At 33.1% G+C, this 20,087-nt stretch carries 17 protein-coding genes and 1 pseudogene; all 18 read right to left on the bottom strand.

Features of this window, described 5'->3' with window-relative positions; translation table 11 throughout:
* Positions 1-13: 13 nt before the first annotated feature.
* The 18 genes and pseudogenes from BR44_RS01160 to BR44_RS01075 all read right to left on the bottom strand — a co-directional run bounded on the left by BR44_RS01160 (position 14) and on the right by BR44_RS01075 (position 20,061).
* The gene (locus tag BR44_RS01160) at positions 14-1,555 is read right to left on the bottom strand and encodes a lipopolysaccharide biosynthesis protein (protein ID WP_034549894.1); all 1,542 of its coding nucleotides are present in this window, start codon (positions 1,553-1,555) and stop codon (positions 14-16) included.
* A 25-nt stretch (positions 1,556-1,580) separates the two neighbouring features.
* Complete coding sequence (locus tag BR44_RS01155; RefSeq protein WP_034549890.1) at positions 1,581-2,744, bottom strand: glycosyltransferase; 1,164 nt, start codon at positions 2,742-2,744, stop codon at positions 1,581-1,583.
* A 48-nt stretch (positions 2,745-2,792) separates the two neighbouring features.
* Entirely contained in the window at positions 2,793-3,959 is a 1,167-nt protein-coding gene (locus tag BR44_RS01150; RefSeq protein WP_034549887.1) for a glycosyltransferase, read from the bottom strand.
* A gap of 43 nt (positions 3,960-4,002) precedes the next feature.
* Positions 4,003-5,196, bottom strand: coding sequence for a hypothetical protein (locus BR44_RS01145; protein WP_034549884.1), 1,194 nt, complete (start codon positions 5,194-5,196; stop codon positions 4,003-4,005).
* Between the two features lie 30 nt (positions 5,197-5,226).
* Positions 5,227-6,435 carry a glycosyltransferase family 4 protein gene (locus tag BR44_RS01140; RefSeq protein ID WP_051912440.1) on the bottom strand — a complete coding sequence of 403 codons (1,209 nt, stop codon included), beginning with the start codon at positions 6,433-6,435 and terminating at the stop codon, positions 5,227-5,229.
* 18 nt (positions 6,436-6,453) lie between these two features.
* Entirely contained in the window at positions 6,454-7,620 is a 1,167-nt protein-coding gene (locus BR44_RS01135) for a DegT/DnrJ/EryC1/StrS family aminotransferase (protein ID WP_156954862.1), read from the bottom strand.
* Between the two features lie 48 nt (positions 7,621-7,668).
* Positions 7,669-8,277, bottom strand: coding sequence for a sugar transferase (locus tag BR44_RS01130; RefSeq protein ID WP_034549878.1), 609 nt, complete (start codon positions 8,275-8,277; stop codon positions 7,669-7,671).
* Positions 8,270-10,147, bottom strand: a complete 1,878-nt coding sequence (locus BR44_RS01125; protein ID WP_051912438.1) for a polysaccharide biosynthesis protein — start codon at positions 10,145-10,147, stop codon at positions 8,270-8,272. The genes BR44_RS01130 and BR44_RS01125 overlap by 8 nt, the downstream gene beginning before the upstream one ends.
* Before the next feature lie 112 nt (positions 10,148-10,259).
* Positions 10,260-10,964, bottom strand: a complete 705-nt coding sequence (locus tag BR44_RS01120; RefSeq protein WP_034549875.1) for a CpsD/CapB family tyrosine-protein kinase — start codon at positions 10,962-10,964, stop codon at positions 10,260-10,262.
* 12 nt (positions 10,965-10,976) lie between these two features.
* On the bottom strand, positions 10,977-11,717 hold the full coding sequence (locus BR44_RS01115) for a YveK family protein (protein ID WP_034549873.1): 741 nt from the start codon (positions 11,715-11,717) through the stop codon (positions 10,977-10,979).
* 854 nt (positions 11,718-12,571) lie between these two features.
* Positions 12,572-12,920 (bottom strand): annotated as a pseudogene (locus BR44_RS11775) (beta/alpha barrel domain-containing protein); the annotation flags it as partial.
* A gap of 137 nt (positions 12,921-13,057) precedes the next feature.
* On the bottom strand, positions 13,058-13,993 hold the full coding sequence (locus tag BR44_RS01105; protein WP_034549867.1) for a substrate-binding domain-containing protein: 936 nt from the start codon (positions 13,991-13,993) through the stop codon (positions 13,058-13,060).
* Between the two features lie 12 nt (positions 13,994-14,005).
* Positions 14,006-14,983 carry an ABC transporter permease gene (locus BR44_RS01100; RefSeq protein ID WP_051912436.1) on the bottom strand — a complete coding sequence of 326 codons (978 nt, stop codon included), beginning with the start codon at positions 14,981-14,983 and terminating at the stop codon, positions 14,006-14,008.
* Between the two features lies 1 nt (position 14,984).
* Complete coding sequence (locus BR44_RS01095) at positions 14,985-16,466, bottom strand: sugar ABC transporter ATP-binding protein (protein ID WP_034549863.1); 1,482 nt, start codon at positions 16,464-16,466, stop codon at positions 14,985-14,987.
* 11 nt (positions 16,467-16,477) lie between these two features.
* Positions 16,478-16,873, bottom strand: a complete 396-nt coding sequence (gene rbsD, locus BR44_RS01090) for a D-ribose pyranase (RefSeq protein ID WP_034549860.1) — start codon at positions 16,871-16,873, stop codon at positions 16,478-16,480.
* Positions 16,848-17,753, bottom strand: a complete 906-nt coding sequence (gene rbsK, locus BR44_RS01085) for a ribokinase (RefSeq protein WP_034549857.1) — start codon at positions 17,751-17,753, stop codon at positions 16,848-16,850. The genes rbsD and rbsK overlap by 26 nt, the downstream gene beginning before the upstream one ends.
* Positions 17,753-18,730 (bottom strand): LacI family DNA-binding transcriptional regulator, encoded by a 978-nt coding sequence (locus BR44_RS01080; protein WP_034549854.1) that lies wholly within the window; start codon positions 18,728-18,730, stop codon positions 17,753-17,755. The genes rbsK and BR44_RS01080 overlap by 1 nt, the downstream gene beginning before the upstream one ends.
* 215 nt (positions 18,731-18,945) lie before the next feature.
* Positions 18,946-20,061 (bottom strand): DgaE family pyridoxal phosphate-dependent ammonia lyase, encoded by a 1,116-nt coding sequence (locus BR44_RS01075; RefSeq protein ID WP_034549851.1) that lies wholly within the window; start codon positions 20,059-20,061, stop codon positions 18,946-18,948.
* Positions 20,062-20,087: the final 26 nt, after the last annotated feature.

Here is a 20,087-nt window from a genome sequence, read left to right as displayed (position 1 = left end):
TTATTTAAGTCGATTAGTCAGATGTATTTACCTTTGCCATTTTTTTTCTTTTCAAACCTACTTTAATTATTGCCAATACGTATTTGAATTCATCCGTTCGACTAAAAACAAGAAGAAAAAAACTATTTGGGATAATAACACAAAGTAGAACTCTATAAATAAAATTTATAAATAATCCTTCTGGGATAAATGAACTAGCTAAAGATGTTAAAATAGTTGCTGTTAATGCAGCTAAACCATACCCAATATAGCGTTTAAAGTAATCCGATACACTTTTTTTAAATCCATTTTTATACACAACAAATGGTTCAATCCAAACGACAGTAGTGAGACTGCTAATAAGCGTTCCTAATAAAATACCTGCAATGCCGTAAGATCTTGCCAGGATTAAGGATGCAATTAAATTGATTGAAGCTTCTGCTATTGGTTTATAGCGATCATTCCAAAATAATCCATAAGCATCTTTAAATACTAATGTCGTCTTTCTAAATCCTTTTATATAAAAATTAATGACAATTAGAGCCACAATCCATTGACTCATTACATATTTTGCTCCGAGCCATAATGTAATAAAAGGATTTAGGAGGATCCATAGAGAGATTGCACAAAAACCAAAAATCCAAAAATTAATGAATAACATGACTTTGTAAATATCAAAAGATTTTTCCTTATTTTCTACAGCATTTAAATTACCTACACTTGCAGTAACAGATTCAAAAATTTGATTCACAATTGAATTAATCGCACCTAGAATCAAAGAATAATTTGAGTACAATCCTACCCAAACGATACCAACAATAGAAGAAATCAAAATATTATCGGTTCCTTCAACCACAACTGAACCTACTCGGTGATACATCAATGCTTTAATATTTTTGAAAATAACTTTGCGATCAGTCTTCTCTAGTTTTTCTTTATTCCTTTCTTTTAAAAATGGATAAAGTTTGTTTGCTTTCTGGGCTATAAATATATTTTCAACCACTGAAAATAGAATCCGGACCAGTAAGTATAAAACGAAATTTCTTGTCATCAGTAAAACAATAACTTGAACAGCTGTTGCTAAAAATAAAAAGCCACTTTTATAAAAAGTAACAATATAATTCTTTTGATCAGCAATAATTAATGAACGTTTGTAAGCGTAAAAATATGTGACAACAGAATTAGCTAAATAGAGTAAATAAATAAAATTAAGGTTAGGGATATTGGGAGAATCTTTAATGATAATATTTAAGAAAGGCAACAAACCTAAGCCTAAAGTCAATACAGTAAACCCAATTACTTTATATGAGAAAGCATAAAAGTTCATTAAGGCTTTAATTTTTTTTTCATCTTTAACTGCTAATGGTTTATATAAACCATAAATTACCGCTGATCCAAAACCTAGTTCTGCAAGAGAAAGAATAGACAAGACATCCGTAAATAACCCGTTTACTCCAAGGTATTCCACATCTAGCATTCGAACGAAAACAATTCGCGCCCCAAAAGCAAGTAGGATGTTCAACACTTGTCCAACCAATACAACAGCCACATTTTTCATAGAGTTTGCTGTTCTCATAAACTACTCCTAACCAGCCAATTTCTTATAGAGCATAAAACTTATTCATTTCTGAAAAAGTATCGACTATTTTATTTTGGCTATTTTCACTAAAAGCCATTCTTAAATTTTCATCATCTAATAGTTTCTTGATATTTTTATAAATAGATTGACTATTGTTATCTGCAATCAATCCATCTACTCCATGCACAATGAACTCTTTGGAAGTGATAAAATTTGTGGCAATTAAAGGTTTTTTGAATGAATTGGCTTCCGCCATTGATAGACAATACCCTTCTTGTCTAGAGGGTTGAACATAGATATCACACTGTTTATAGTAAGGAAATGGATTCGATTTTTTACCTAACAAAATTAGATAATCTTCAATTCCCAATTCCTTTATGTCCTTTTCCAATTTTTTTCTTAACTGACCATCCCCGACTAAAAACCATTTGAACTGATAATTTTCCGTTTTTAATCGCGATACAATTCCTGGTAACCTTTCTTGTCCTTTTTCTTCTTCGAGACGACCTACCGTTAAAATCTTAATGCCATTATAATCAAAGATGTCTTCTGATTCTTCCGCTTTTTCTAAATATTCTTTGGTATCAAAAATCGGATAAAAAGAACTAGTTTTTTCTCCTAATTCAGGATAAATTTCAGAAAATTTTTCTTTTGCCGCTTGTGAAACACAAAATATTTGATCGAATTTAGGAAAAATCTTATGTCCCACCATCTTTTCGTTTTCTGAAACTTTAGAATAGTCTTCTTGAATCCACATAATCTTTTTTTCAGCCTCAATTTTTTCTATGACAAATGGCGTTAACGTATTTCTTGATCCTCCATCAAAAGCAATTGCTAAATCGTATTTTTCTTCTTGCACCTCATAACTCGTTAAAAGATGATCATTCAATTGTTCGAATTGATCTAGCTTAATGTATTTGTATAATCTTGAAAACATGAATAAAAATTTTGATAGATTAACGGTTTTTAAACTTCTTTTTAAATAAAGACCCATATTAAGACCTAAACCTTGTTCATACAATTCAATTATTTTAATCTCTTTGTTTATTTGTGGCAGCAGTGTTTTATCTTCTCTGGCAAGCATGATGGTAATATCATAGTTTTCTATTGTGTTGATTAGTTTTATCAGTGATTGCTCCGTACCGGCATTAGCCAAGCGTCGGATAACGAAAACAACTTTTTTCATCAAATACCCACTCCTTTTAGAATTTCGATTACTTGTTTATTAATCGAATCAGATAGCATAAAATTTTTCAACTTCCGCTTTAGTATCAATTTTTTTTTGTAAATAGCACTTGCTTATACTCATTCTCAAATTTTCGTCATCTAACATTTTTTTTATATTTTCGTATAAAGATTGGCTAGATATATCTGCAATTAGCCCATCTGTCCCGTGATTTAGAATAAACTCTTTTGCTGTTAAGAAGTTCGTAGCAATAATTGGTTTACCAAAAGCCATCGCTTCAACCATTGACATACAATACCCTTCTTGCCTTGAAGGCTGAACGTAGATATCGCAATCTCGGTAGTAAGGAAAAGGATTACCTTTCCCTCCCATAATTGATAAATAGGATTCTATCTGACGATTTTTAATTTCTTTTTCTAACGTTGACTTAACGCCATCATCATCTCCAACAAGGTACCAATGAAATTGATACCCTTCTGATTTTAACTTTGAAATGACTTCAGGTATTAAATCATGTCCTTTTTCTTGTCCTAGTCGAGCAACTGTTAGTATCTTTATTCCTTTATAGTTATAATCACTTGTCTGATTCGTTGCTTTTTTATAAAAGTCATTTTTACTGTAGATTGAATAAAATACTTTTGTTTTGTCACTCAATTCTGGATACAATTCTAAAAATTTTTCTTTTGCTCCTTTTGAAACACAAAATATTTGATCAAAATATTTGAATACAGATCCACCTGTTTTTTTCTCAATTTCTACTAATTTAGAATAATCTTCATGAACCCACATAATTTTCTTTTTTGCTTTAATTTTTTGAATGACATAAGAAGACGTCGCTCTCAAACCGCCGTCATAGGCAATCGCTATATCGTATTCTTCTTCTTCTAACGGATAAGCATTTAAATAAAAATTATTTAAGGGAATCATGTTCTTTGAAATTAGAAACAGCCCAATCCTCCAGCTAACTCTAAATAAGGACAGCCACTGTTTGTTTACAAATGATTCTTTCAAAAATATTCTTGTGTCGATTCCTTGCCCTGTATCCGTTAAATACTTGATTTTGATGGGCTTTTTTATTAACGGTAAAAGAGGAGCGTGATTCTTTGACATAATCAGAGTCACTTCATAATCTTCAATAGTGTTAATTAAATTAACAAGTGAATGTTCAATACCACCGTTAGATAGTGACTTAACTACAAAAACTGCTTTTTTCACTTTTATTAACCCCTTTAACGTTTTATTTATTGGCTACTTTCTATCAATTTTTTTGAGCAAATTCTCTTTCCTTATTTCGTTTATCTGCACTGTAAACAGTGGCAAAAACAATTATAATGAGTACCCAACCGATCATTCTAAGCCTTGCAGCTGTTCCAGTGTTATCGTTTGAAAGGCCAATCAATCCAAACCATACAAATGCATGTATCAATAAATAATTGTGAATACTAGTTAGAATAGTTCTTTTAATCCATAAAAACCGTAGAATAAAAAACATCGGAATAGACTCAATAATGAATAATAATAAGGTACTGAACCCATTGATTTGCCAAGGAAGTGGCCCAATAAAATTACTCAAATAGCTGTGAACGTAATTAACAAAAAAAGTACCAAAAAACTTTTTTTTCAGATCAATATACATTTGACTCCCACCAGAAAAAGTTGTTGATGCACTAGTTCTGTAATCCAATGCATCACCTAATGACATTTTCAAGTAAGGAATTTGATAATCCATTAAAAATGTATAATATAAAATAAATAGGATAAGAAATATTCCAATAATCAATAAGGGTCGTTTAACATTCTTTATCTTTTTATATGCATAATAGAGGATAAGGGTCAGTATAAATGATCCAACCGCATAGAATCTTAATTCTCCCAGAATCCATAAACTTGGAATTAACAAAAATACCAGCGGATACTTTTTTTTCGGGTTGAAAACAATTAGCGTGCTTAAAAAAACAGATAAGAGATAAAAAAACATAATCCAAATATCACGATAGATAGAAAAAGTCGCGTACATAAGTAAGCTTGTATAACCTATAAAGGAAACGATAAGAATTGTCTTTGAATTAGAACGTTCATTTAATGTATCTTCCATGCTTTTATTACTGTAATTGAAGACTACATCAACAATCCATGTACTAACAAATACAAAGCCAATAAAACCTATATAATTAAAAAGACGGATGATGTAAATGTCCTCTATTCCTGTTATTTTAACGACTGTGCCAATCATTAAGGGGTAGATTGAGGTGAGTATAGCAGTATCTCCCGAAACAATATTTTTAACTTGTTCCCAGTAAAAAAAGCCATCATCTTTTCCACCGAGAATTTGTATTGTAACTCCTTCGTTTCCTTGTTTAACCGCTACTGTATAAATAAAGTAGCTTATTAAGAAATACATCAAAAATAACAATTGCTGCATCGTTAGATAAAGAAGCTTACTTTTCCTCACTTTCCCCACCCCCATGTATGTTTATATTGTTCATTTTATATAGTGCTGTGCTTCTATTTGTTCTTTATTCATAACTAATTTCTTATCAGGTATAGCGTCTACTTTCATTCCTCTATAAATATTTTTCATCAATTCATTAACATTTTTACTATCAAATCGTTTTGCTGCTTCTTTGTTGTGTTCACCAATCTTATCTCTTAAATCGTTATCGCTACTCAACTTATCCATTGCTTCAGTAAAACCATTAATATCAAATGGATCTAAACAATAGCCAGTTTCTTCATTTAGTGTGTAATCTCTAATACCATTGATATAAGAAGAAATTAAAGGTAAACCACTAGCCATTCCTTCAATAGCTGCAATTCCTAGTCCTTCTCTTTGTGATGGAAAAACATAAATATCTGATGCTTTGCATAACTGAGCGATATCTTTTCTAAAGCCTAAAAATTTCACCCGATTTTCAATACCTAATTCTTTTGTTAAGTGTTTTAAATAGGGTTCAAGTTCTCCTTGACCGCAAATGGCATAATACAGGTTTTTATTCACTGTTTTAGCGAGAGCTCGAATAGCTGTTTCGTGATTTTTTCTACTGCTTATTTCTCCAACAGAAAACATCATAATTGCATCTTCTGGTACCTCAATTTCTGAACGAAGTGCTTTCCTATCGATAACAGCATTTCTAAATTTGCTTGTATTTAATCCTACACCTGGGATATACTTAATATTTTTCATATTAAAGTGTTCATTTGCTCGATTGTAATCTTCTTGATTAATGGTTACTAATACATCTGTATATCCAGATAATATTTTTTCAATCGGATAAAACAACCAGTTTTTCATAGGACTTCCTTCAAAAAAATGAAATCCATGAGCTGTGTAAATAATTGGGATTTGATTTTTCCGAGCAGCCATTCTTGTTAGTGCTCCTGTAATAGGTGTATGGCAATGAATAAAAGAAAAGTGATTAGATCGGATAATTTTTTTTATTTGTTTATAAGAATGTATGTGAGAGGTTATATCACCAACTCCCCGTTGGCAGTCAATTTGATGATAAAAAACACCCAATTCAATTAACTCATTTTTTAAATCCTCTGTATTTTCTAAAGAAGCAGGACTTCCTTTTTCAAAATTAGCAGCTACATGAACTTCATAACCTTGCTCTTTTAAAAGACGGATATTTGGCATGTTAAACTGGTAAATCATTGATGAAACCGATGCCAACATCAATACCTTTTCCATAACATTCACTCCTTAAAACTAAATTATTTGTTTAACTAGAAGACGTTTGTGTAATAGCTGCTTAAGATTATCAATCACAAAATTTTGTTGTTCTTCAGTCATATTAGAACCGGATGGAAGACATAAACCACTGGCAAATAAATTTTCTGAAACAGGAATGCTTCTTTCATCGTGTTTATAAAAATCCTTGTTTGCAAATAAAGGCTGTAAGTGAAGTGGTTTCCATAGAACACGTGCTTCAATATTCTTTTTATTCATCGAATCCATAATTTCATACGGATTAACTTGAAGAATTGAAGAATCAATCGTTAAAGTTGTTAGCCATCTATTTGATTTTGTATCTTTTAATTCTGGCATAAATTGAATCCCTTCAATTGAAGCTAATTCTTTATAATAACGATTGTAAATACTTCTTCTTTGAAAAACACGTTCATCTAAAACTTCTAATTGCGCTCTGCCTATTCCAGCGACTACATTACTCATTCGATAGTTGTACCCAATCACTGAGTGTTGATAATGTGGAGCAGCATCACGGGCTTGTGTAGCTAAAAAGACTGCTCTTTCCAACAATCCCTCATCATCAGAAACTAAAGCACCACCACCTGAAGTGGTAATAATTTTATTTCCGTTAAATGAATAAATCCCTAGCTTTCCAAACGATCCGCTCTTTCTACCTTTATACTCGGATCCTAATGATTCTGCAGCGTCCTCTACAATTGGAACACCAAAACTATTAGCAACTTCTAAGAGCTCATCCATCTTGGCTGATTGGCCATATAAGTGAACGACAATGATTGCTTTTGGTAGCTTTCCAACTTTTTTTGCATGTGACAATGCACGATACAGCGCATCAGGAGACATATTCCATGTTTCTGGTTCAGAGTCAATAAATGTAATCTCAGCTCCTAGATAGATAACTGGACTGGCACTCGCTACAAAAGTAAATGATGAACAAAAAACATGGTCTTCTTTACCAACGTCTAAAACACTTAAAGCTAGATGAATGGCAGCTGTTCCAGAATCTGTAACAGCTGCGCCTTTTACACCAACATAATTAGCAATATCTTCCTCAAAACGAGTAACATTAGGACCAAGTGGTGCAATCCAATTCGTTTCAAACGCTTCATTAATATATTTTTGTTCATTACCAGACATATGAGGTGAAGATAATAAAATACGTTTCATTGATGTCACTCCTTTATAAGTTAATTAGACTAATTTTTAACTATTCGTTTATTTAGTTTCCCCTTTAAAATAGGTCATGGTTTCATTAACTGAACAATCAATATTCTTTCTGCCTATCACTTTATATAAAGTAGAAAAAAGAATTTTTATATCTAATTTCAAACAAACATGATTAACGTAGTAAACGTCTAACTTAAATTTATCTTCCCAACTAATCGTATTTCTACCATTTACTTGAGCCCATCCTGATATACCTGACATCACTTCGTGTCTTCTTAACTGCTTTTGGTCATATAGCTCTAAATATTGAGGTAATAATGGTCTGGGACCAATAAAACTCATTTCACCCATCAGAATATTAAAAAGTTGCGGCAATTCATCAATACTTGTTTTTCTTAAAAAAGCACCAACTCTTGTTATGCGTTGTGCATCCGTCAAAAGCTGATCGTTCATCACTGTTTCAATACGCATCGTTCGAAATTTATAAATGTTAAATTCTCGACAATTTTTGCCTATACGATTTTGTTTAAAAAATACTGGTCCTTTTGTTTCATACCTAATAAATAAGGCGCTAATAATTAAAATTGGAGATGTAATAATAATGAGGACTAGCGCAAACAGCACATCTAAATCATGTTTAATATAGTGTTCATACATTTGATAACTCCCCTTCAAGCAACTCATCAGCAAATTCACCAATGCGATCAGCTTTTATATTTTTCGTTATTTTATTATTCGTGAATTCTAACAAGTGTTCTTTTAATTCATTTGGCTTACAATCTTCTAAACCATAAATAAAGTCCATTACTTCAGTCGTAGGCATATTTTTAACTTTGCCTACAAAAATTTTATCGTGAACCTTCTCTTCAGTTTGTTCATCTGCTACAAGTAATTCTTCATAAAGTTTTTCTCCTGGTCTAATTCCTGACTCTAAAATTTTGATTTCGTTTTCTGTATATCCGCTTAATCTCACCATATTTTTGGCTAAATCTAAAATTTTAACTGGTTCGCCCATATCTAAAATGAAAACCTCGCCTCCTTTTGCTAAAGCACCAGCTTGAATAACCAACCGACTAGCTTCAGGAATGGTCATAAAGTACCGAGTCATTCGAAAATCTGTAATAGTGATAGGTCCGCCTTTTTTAATTTGTTCTTTAAATAATGGAACAACACTGCCTCGACTTCCTAAAACATTCCCAAAACGGACAGCTGCAAACTTTGTTTTACCTGGTTCATTTAGACCAGTTACAATCATTTCTGCAATTCGTTTTGTCGCTCCCATAATATTTGGTGGATTAACTGCTTTATCAGTTGAAATCATAACAAAGCTAGTAACACCGGTTGCTTTAGCTGCATCCGCCATATTTTTTGTACCAAAAATATTATTTTTTATAGCTTCTTTTGGGTTGTATTCCATCATAGGTACATGCTTATGAGCTGCAGCATGATAAACACGATCTGGTTGATACTTTTGCATCGTTTCAAAAATACATTTTCGATCTTGTACATCTGCAATTACTGGGATGATGTCAATTTTTTTATGATAGAGATTGGTTAATTCTCTATCAATTTGATAAATAGAGTTTTCACCATGTCCTAATAAAATTAAACGCTTAGGAGAAAATTGGGCGATTTGGCGACAAATTTCAGAACCAATTGATCCACCAGCTCCACTAATAAGGATAGTTTTGTTCGTCAATTCTGATAGAATTTGCTGCATATTTAGTTGCACTTCTTTTCTTCCAAGCAAATCGACAACATCAACTTCTTTAAACTGAGTGACTGATAGTTTTCCTTGAAGGACATCTTCAATCGAAGGCATTAAATTAACTTTTATGCTTAAGTTATTACAACTATCTAGGATTTGTTCGTACTTTTGAGGTTTTAATGAAGGGATTGCAATGGTGATTTGTTCAATTTGGAGGGCTTTAACTAATTCGGGGATATCATTTATAGAACCTAAAATGGGGATATCGTATAATCTAGTCTTATGCTTGAAAGGATCATCATCTACAACGCCAATAATTTTTATTTCATTAAAGTTTTGTTTCAGACCACGGATAAAAATGTTTCCTCCTTCTCCCGCTCCGACAATCAGAGTTCTTATCTGATTTTTTTTTCTTTTTCTTTTTAATTGTTTACATTGGTATTCATGGTAAGTTCGCCAAAGTATTCGAATCCCAATAATACCCACCGTAGAAAAGATTGCTGTCAAGATAAGGAATCGCAAGCTCATACTTGAAAATCTTACTAATGAAATAATTGCAACTGATAGAAATGCTAAGTTTATACCAGTAACAATCATAAAAACTTCTCGAATACTCAAATATCGATTGATATGATTAAATATTTTAAAATAACTTGCAATGAGTAGGTAAGAAAAAATACTCATTCCCACGCTGAGAATATAAGTGGCTCTTGGCAATGTGATGTAAGGGTTTAGAAATTGATAAGCCAAGAATGCTGCTAAACAAATAGCTATACTATCATAACTAATTAAAATCAGTTTCTTTATATTTCTACTCATATTTTCCACTCTTCTTTCTAACTAGATGGATTTAGATTGAGGTTTAAATAAGTGAAGATTCTATCAGGGGACTTACATTTTGAGGGGGGCAATCTGATAAATCATACTAAAGTTAATCTGTTATGCCGTAATAACCATAGTCCAAACTTTCTTCTACTTTTATTCGATTTAAAACAACTCCAATGACGTTTGCATTAACTTTTTGAAGTAAATTTTTTGATTGCATAATTCTATCTTTAGTAGAACTATCTTTACGAATAACAAAAATAGTCCCATCAACTTTACTAGCCATAATTTGTGCATCTGTAACGGCCATAACAGGAGGTAAATCAAAAATAATTAAATCAAATTCTGTTTCTAACTCAACCAATAATTCATCCATTCGCTTTGAGGCTAATAACTCAGATGGGTTTGGCGGTATGATACCGCTAGTGAGGATGAATAAATTTTCTATACCTGTATGATGGATCATATTTGAAAGTTTAATAGCTCGATCTGTTAAAAGTGAAGTCAATCCATCACGATTAGATAGATTAAAGAAATGATGGATAGTTGGTTTTCTCATATCTGAATCAATCAGCACAACTTTTTTCCCTTGCATTGAAAATGTTATTGCAAGATTTGCTGCTACGGTTGACTTTCCAGCGCTCATCATATCAGAAGTGATAGCAATTGTTTTAATTTCTTTATCAAAAATTGAAAATTGAATATTGGTTCGAATGGTTTTGAATTGCTCAGATATAACTGAACTTGGTTTAGTTAATGTTACTAAATTAGATGGCGAACTTTTTGTATCTGTCAGTTTCTTTTTAAACATTACTTTTCCCCCTTATTCTTTACTGTTTACCCTTTGTAAGTTTAGATTCATTTCCTTTGTCTTCATTTCAGGATTCGTTTCTTCAAGAGTCATCTCATATACACTTCCTAATATAGTCCACTCTACCTTATCCGTAATGTAACTATCTGATTGAATCGTTTTATCTGCTAATTCAATTAAGAAAGTTATACCTATTCCCATCATTAAGCCTATTATTAAACCTGCAACTGCATTCATAGGGATGTTCGGCGAAATAGGGGTGCTTTTAGGTACTGCTTTAGAAATAATTGTAACGTTATCCACTTTCATGATCGTGCCAATTTCATTTCTGAACGTTGCTGCTACTTTATTTGCTAGCCGAGCTGAAGCATATGGATCCTCATCTGTTACGTTTATTGAAAAAACCTGTGAGTTTTCTTCTGTTTGTATCACGATTTTTCCAGCAAGTTGGTCTGGTGTTAAAGGTATATTTAATTCTTTACGAACCTGATCTAAGATAACCGGTCCTTTAATAATGTCTTTATAAGTATTTATCATCTTAATGTCTTTATCGATATCATTTACCTCAACTCCGGTGATTTCCGAAGTTGTTCGATTAACTAATAGCTGTGTGCTAGCAGTAAATTGTGGAGTAACAAAAATCATTGTATAGGCCATCATCAAACCTAATCCTAGTAAGCTTAATACGATAATTAAACCCGCTCTTTTTTTTAGAGTGGTAAAAATATTGGTCAAAACAAGTGTATCTTCCATTATAACGTCCTCCTGTTAATATAATTAAAATCATTAAACTATCAACTAATTGCAAAAAAGAGTACATAAAATAAACATAAGCACATTTTTTTTAAAACGAACAAACTTTAAGTAATAAAAATATGACTTTTGTTTAAGAATTAAACTAGATAAAAAAAGGAAAAAATAGGGTAGATTATATTGAAATGTATCTGGGGGTAGTATTATTTAATATAGCAAATACTCTTTAGAAGATTGTGTGTGAGGGTGTATTTCCGGGTTCAACAGAAACATTTTTTTAAGGGGGGATAACTTTGTGAGAGGTGTAGAGAATCTTCTAGCTTATTTTCTAAAGAGTATTTACTAATGGGGTAAACTAAATAAAGGTAGAAACTTTTCATTAAAACAGGATAATTTATTGCCACTAAATAAACATGCTCTATTATCAGTCTGTCTTTTTTTTGATGGGTTAAGTTAATCGAATGATTAATTTAGGAAGGAAATTTTCGAAACGGAGAAGGATTTTAGAAGTAAATCTTAGGAAACTTTGCTATCAGATTTAAGATAGGGAGCCTACCAACTGATGTGAGTGCAATGCTTGACCTGAATTTAGTATAACACCAACATTTTTTATTTGATAACTTCAACATTTCATTCTATTTGAATTCTATTCAATTGTGACAAAAAAATGTACACAAGCTTTCACTTCATTGATAAATCAAGCTTTTGATTCATTAATCACACTATTCCCACTCATTATTATTCTAAAATTCGAACATAAAAAGCTAGTGCTACTTAAATCAATCAATAAAAAAAGTATTCTCACAAAAGTGAGAATACTTTTTCCAGTTACATTAGCTCGTTACTTTGTCGTACTAAGATGATGCGGTTGTTTTCAAAACAGCATTTAATGCTTCACTGTTCTGTTTGCCGATTGGTTTCCAACCATTCAAGATCTTTTTCTTCTCCTGTTATTACATAAGGAGTAACACCTTCTGACCAAATGGCACGAACACATAAAACGCCATTAAATGTTGATCCTGCTTCTTTTGCAAACCTTAATGTGTCTTGGAATAATTTAGCTGAAATGCCAACGCTTAAAAAGATAAGCGGCAACTCTCTCCCTTCGCTTTGTTCCTTAGAGTAAGCAGTTGTTTCATACTTCATAATTTCTAAGAAGAAAGGACTATCTTCTGCTAAACATTCTAAACCTATGCGTTCCATTATACGATAGACTAAGCTAACCGTTAACGAGCACAAAAAACAGTCTAAGCTTTTTAGAGGCTCATACTGTTTTTTGTTCATTTTTTGTCTAGATTACTCATTAATCGTTAGTTTCTCTATACGTACATTCGATTTTTTTATTTGTCACTTTTGATTAATTCTAGTGGTGAAGCAATTGATTTTTCAACTTCTTTACCAGCAAAATGATCAAATGCTGCTTGCATAGCTAATTTACCCATTTCTTCAGGTTGTTGTGCTACCGTTGCACTCAATTTTCCAGTTTCAAGTGCAGCTAATCCATCATCTGTTCCATCAAAACCAACAACTTGAATTTCACCTGTTTTGCCTGCTGCCTGGATTGCTTGGATTGCACCTAAGGCCATTTCGTCATTTTGAGCAAATACAGCTTCAATTTCTGGGTTTGCTTGAAGCATATTCTCCATAACCGTTAACCCTTTAGCACGATCAAAGCTAGCAGTTTGTTTGTCTACAACATCTAGTTTATCTTTAGCGTAATCATCGAACCCTTTACCACGTTCATTTGTAGCAGAAGCGCCGGGGATTCCCTCAAGTTCAGCAACTTTTGCATTTTCTCCAGAAATTTCTTCAATATATTGTGCAGCCAATTTGCCACCTTCTACATTATCTGAAGCAACTAATGTTATCACGTCTCCACCTTCACTTGAGCGGTCGATTGTTATAACTGGAATACCCGCACCATTTGCCGCCTCAACAGCTGGAGCAATAGCAGCTGAATCAACTGGGTTAATCAATAAGATATCAACTCCTTGTTGAATTAAATCATCGATATCATTACTTTGTTTAGAAGTATCATCTTGAGCATCTAAAACTTTTACTTCTGATTCTTTTTCTTCAGCCAAATTTACAATACCTTCTTTTACTGAGATAAAGAATGGATTATTCAATGTTGATAAAGACACACCGACTACCAAATCTTTGGCTTCTTTTTCTTCAACAACACCTGAACCCTGGTTGTCTCCCTCTAAAGTAGCACTGCCACATCCACCTAAAAATAATACCGCCGCTGCTGCAAATCCAATAATTTTTTTCATGATCTTTTCCTCCTACAATTTTTTATTTTTTCTATCCAATAATACTGCGATGATAATGACGATTCCTTTAACGATTTGTTGATAAAAGCTAGATACACCTAGCAAATTTAACCCATTATTTAATGTCCCCATAATCAATGCCCCGATTAAGGTTCCAACAATTCTGCCACGTCCTCCTGAAAGACTTGTTCCGCCTAATACAACGGAAGCAATGGCGTCCATTTCATAAGATTGACCAGCAGTTGGTTGAGCTGAATTCAATCTTGAAGTAATAATGATACCTGCTACAGCTGCCATCATTCCTGAAATAGCATAGATAGCTATTTTAATACGGTCACTCTTTATACCAGCGATAAAGGCTGCTTTTTCATTTCCACCTATTGCAAATACTTTTCTACCAAATGTCATTTTGTGTAATAGGATATACAACACGGCAAAACAAATGAGCATTAACACAACCGGGAAAGGAATACCAAATAGGTAACCACGTCCGATAAATTTAAAGATAAAGCTGTCACCAATTCCAGTAATCGGATTTCCGTTTGTAAAGACTAACGTCGCTCCCCTGAAGATTGTCATCGTTGCTAATGTAGCAATGAATGGTGCCATCTTTCCTTTTGTGATTAATAATCCGTTAAATCCTCCCAGCATACCACCAGCGATAACAGCTAATACCATTGCGAATAAGGGATCTAAACCTGCTACAATCCCTCCTGCCATTAAGGCACTACTTAAAGCTAAAGTTGAACCTACAGATAAATCTATACCACCAGTCAAAATGACAAAAGTCATCCCAAAAGCAATTAAGGCATTAGTTGAAACTTGTCTTAATAAGTTCAGCAAATTATTTGGTGCTACAAAACCCGGATTTAGTATGGTTACAAAAATAACCAATACTACCAAAGCTAATAAGGGACCTAACTTTTCTATCAATTCTTTTCTCGATTTTTTTTGTTCAGCTAATTTCAATTTTTTCGTATCTGATTCCATATTAATATCCTCCAGTAGCAAGACTCATAATTTTTTCTTCGGTTGCTTCAGTTCTATCAAATTCACCAGCAATGGTGCCTTCATGGACCACAATGACTCGATCACTGACACCCAAAATTTCAGGTAAGTCACTCGAAACCATTATGATAGCCACACCTCGATCGGTTAATTCGTTCATCAATTGATAAATCTCACGTTTCGCTCCAACGTCTACTCCTCTGGTAGGTTCGTCTAGAATGAGAACTTTTGATCCAATCCCAATCCATTTTGCAAGAACGACTTTTTGTTGATTCCCACCCGATAGATTTGAAACAGCTAATTCAGCAGATTGCGCTTTAACATTTAATCGTTTCATTAATAATTCAACAAAATCTTTTTCAGCCACTTCATCAATGATACCTTTCTTTTTAAAACCATCTATTGAAGGCAATGAAATGTTTTCTCTGATAGAGTAATCTAAAATTAATCCTTCATCTTTCCGGTTTTCTGTTAAAAATCCAATTCCTTCATGAATAGCATCACTTGGGGTTTTGATTTTAAGCAGTTTGTTTTCTAAATAAACTTCTCCTTCTTCCAATTCATCAATTCCAAATATTGCCCGCATCATTTCGGTCCGACCTGATCCCATCAGTCCTGAGAATCCAATAATTTCACCCTGATGAACGCTGAATGAAACATTTTTAAATACCCCTTTATTTGATAGTTGCCTTCCTTCAAAAATAATATCTCCTATTTTTGAATTCTTTTCAGGATAATAATCAGCTAAGTCGCGTCCAACCATTTTGCGAACAACTTCATCAACAGTCGTTTCTTTTGTTTTTGTCGTATCGATTGATACACCATCTCGCATCACCGTGATTGAGTCGCTTATTTTAAAAATTTCTTCCATTCTGTGAGAGATATAAATAATGGCTACGCCTTTTTTCTTTAAGGTTAAAATAATTTTAAATAACACTTCAATTTCTCTTTCTGTCAATGCGGCTGTTGGTTCATCCATAATCAATACTTTTGCATTCGTCATCAGTGCTTTTGCGATTTCAATCATTTGCTGTTGTCCTACCGATAACGATTGAACTTCTAAATTTAAATCAATCGTAATGCCTAGATCATCAAAAATATCTTTCGCTCTTTTTTCCATTTCTTTTTTGTTTAACCAACCAACTTTATTCTTCACTTCTTTTCCAATAAACAAGTTTTCTACGACGGTCATTTGAGGCCACGTGTTCATTTCTTGATGGATAAAACTAACACCGTGTTCTTCAGCTTCTTTAGGGTTATCATATAACGTTTCTTTTCCATCTATTAGGATCTCACCAGCATCATATTTGTGCATACCGGTTAAAATATTCATTAAGGTCGATTTTCCAGCTCCGTTTTCTCCCATTAATGCATGGATTTTCCCCCCATTTAATTGGATATTAACGCCTTTAAGAACGGAGTTAGTACCGAAACTTTTTGTAATTCCTTTCATTGTAACATCCATTTTTTTACCTCCTAGAATAGCACTCCCGATTGTAAGATAATATTGGAATAGGGTGTCGCTTCGCCTGTTCTAATAATAGCTTGCGTATGAGTTGTTTTTTTCTTGAATTGTTCATGACTAATATAATGTATCCTTTCTTTTGGTAATTTATCTTCAATCAATTTCAACTGTTCTGGGTTTGCTAACTTGATTTCACTTGCTAAAATGACTTCTTCAATGACCATTTCTTCGATTAAGATATCTAATAGTTTTTGGAAAGGAGGGTCATTTAACGTTAAAGCTAAATCAATTTTCTTCACTCCTGCCGGTATTGGCAATCCTGCATCCGCAATCACAATTTGATCTGTATGACCTAAATCAGCTAATATTTTAGCAATCTCGCTATTTAATGTGCCATTCTTTTTCATAATATTCACTCTCTTTCATTTCTGATAGTGTCGGCATGCCACTTTGAGCACCAAATTTTTGAATGGACATCGCTGCAGCTAAATTACCAAATCGTATACTAGCTATCATATCCAACCCTGATGTCAACGCTACGCCAAAAGCTCCGTTAAATGTATCGCCTGCTCCTGTTGTATCTAGCGGTTTGACTTTATACGATGAAACGTGAACTTCTTTTTCACCATCATTAAAGTAAACTCCTTTAGATCCCATCGTTACGATTAATTTGTTTGGGTATTTCTTCATTCCTTCAGATAAACTCAATTCTGGAAAAAGCAACTTGTATTCTGATTCATTTGGCGTGAAATAGCTTACCTTTTCTATTAATTCTCGCTCAATCTTTTTGGCAGGTGCTGGATTATAAATGGTTTTAATCCCTTTTTCAAAACAAGTTTGGATAACAGTTTCAATGATTTCTAAAGGTGTTTCATTTTGTATAATCACAACATCACTAGAATGAATAACCGGGAAAGCTTTTTTTATTTGATTTTTAGTTATCTCGTCATTAGCTCCTGGAATATAGATGATACTGTTATCTCCATTGACAACCGTAATGTGAGCTGAGCCAGAAGGCAAATGTGTAACCGATTCCACATTGCTCGTATTGATTCCATTATTTTTTAAGTTAATCAACATTTCTTTTCCAAATCTATCTGAACCAACTGTTCCAATCATATTTACTTGCCCACCTAATCGGGCAGTAGCGACTGCTTGGTTAGCGCCCTTTCCACCAAATGTTGTAGTAAAACCATCTCCAACGATTGTTTCACCCACCTCAGGTCTTTTAGTTGCACTAACAACAAAGTCTGTTGAAAGACTACCAACAACGGTTATTTTGCTCATTATTTTTCCTTCTTTCTTAAAGATTCTCTTATTGCAAGTTCTACTGGTAATTGAATATTTTTTTCTTTTATTTTCAATCCTGCTATGCGGTTACACAATATTTCAGCACCTTTATAACCAATTTGATAAGCTGGTTGTGCAATAGTTGATAAACTAGGATACATCAGTTTGCTATAAGGATTATCATCGTATCCAACAACTTGCACATCTGTTGGGATAGTTAGACCTCTACGAATAGCTTCACGCATAACAGACAAAGCATGGATATCATTTGATGCAATAATGCTAGCCACATCAGGAAATGTTTCAAATAGTTGATAAGCCGCCTTTTGAGCTGAATCAAATTGAAAAGACTCTGTCTCAAACAACTGATACGACAGTTGATTTTCTTCTAATACTTTCACACTTCCTGCTAAACGAACCAGTGAATTTGAAATCGATCTTGGTCCAACCATTACAACAACTTGACCGGGACTTCTTTCACTTACTGCTGTTGCAGCTAACATACCACCTTGGTAATCATCAGAATGAACCGAATATTCTTTATCTGAAGTTACTCTATCCAACATAACAAAAGGCATATTTTTTAAATCATTGGAACTACTTTCAACAGCAGACAATACCCCAGCTACATTATTTTGGGCAAAAGCGCGTATGTACTCTGTTTCTTTTGATCGATTTTCTTGAACATTGCCTAAAATTAAATTGTAACCCATTTCATTTATTTTGTCTTCCACACCTTTAGCAACTAGTGGGAAAAATGGATTAGAAATGTCAGGTAAGAGTAAGCCAATTAATTTAGATTTTTTTTGGAAAAGTGAACGGGCTACTTCATTAGGATAGAAATCCAATTCTTTGATAGCTGCTTCAACTTTTTGGCTACTTTTTTCACTAACATACCCGCTTTTATTTAAAGCTCTTGAAACAGTAGCGACCGATACACCTGCTAAGTGAGCAACGTCTTTAATTGTTTTCATGCCATTCACCTCATCCTTCTTTTAATGTGTAACCGATTACATATATTATAGTAGCATCTTATTTATTTTTATGCAAGCGTTATCTTCAAAAAAATAAAGTCCTTGCAATTCATTTTAAAGCCAAAAAAAACAACTATATTTTAACAGAAAATTTATTCCATCAAAATACACTTGTTCTCGAAAGTATACCTTCTTTACTTCATTTTTATTTGCAATCATTCTTTCCTTAATGATTCGTTCATTATCTTTTCAATCCTCTCAAAAATCTGAGTCATTTCATCTTCATTTACTGAACGAATATCACATTCAATAATACCATTATTAACCTGGTGTTCTCTTGTATAGATTGCTTGCTTACCTTCCTTCAACTTTTCTATTAACTGTTTAGCACTCAAAGGTGACTCTGAATGGACTATTATTTTTGCTCGAAAAATATCTCTTCCAGCGCTGTCTTGTACTATTGTGCAAGATAACCCATAAATTCCATCTAATTGTTTTACAAAGGGCGTTAATCTTCTTTTCATACTTTCACCTGTTTCATTACCCTGCTTTAGATAATGTTCAATAGCTATAGTCAAACCTAAAATATTTTCTTTCCCAATTTTCATTGCTCTCCCAATTCCTTTACTTTGTAAACGGGACCAATCAACCAAATTTTCTTTTCCAATAATTAAACCAGAACTAGTTCCTTCTAATGCTTTCGCTCCACTATAAATAACTAAATCTGCCCCTGCTTCAATATACTTAAAAAGATCCTCTTCAGCTGCAGCATCTAGAATAAGAGGTAAATTATTTTTATGTGCAACTTCTACGGCTTCTGGAATTGACAACATACTTTTTTGTACTGTATGATGGCTTTTAATATATAAGATAGCAGCTGTTTCAGGAGTAATCATTAGTTCAATTTGCTCTTTAGTACACACATTTGCATACCCGGCTTCAATCGCCTTTCCACCACCTAGTTCAATCATTACTTCTACCGGAGTTCCATAATCGACATTATGACCTTTAGGAATAATAATTTCTCGTTTAGTAATTTTTTCAGTATAAGGATGATATAAGTGATAATGGCTACCCTCGCCAATTATTCCAGCAATAGATTGCGCTAGTCCTGCCGAGGCAGATGATACGATAACCCCATCTTCTGCATTAAGTAAATCTGCAATATGCTTGCCTGTTTTTTTTACTAATTCATCCATTACAAAAAAATGCTGGCCTCCAAATTTTTGTGCATCGACAACTTCCTCAGAATATTTTGAAACTCCCAGTGCTGTCATCTTCCCACTAGCATTTATTACCTTTTTTAAGTTGTATTTTTCATAAAAATCCATATTATTCATCCTCATTCACCTATTTT

The organism is Carnobacterium funditum DSM 5970, assembly GCF_000744185.1.
GTDB lineage: Bacteria > Bacillota > Bacilli > Lactobacillales > Carnobacteriaceae > Carnobacterium_A > Carnobacterium_A funditum.
The sequence above is the reverse complement of the archived record's forward strand: the minus strand, read 5'-3'. Positions and strand labels throughout refer to the sequence as shown.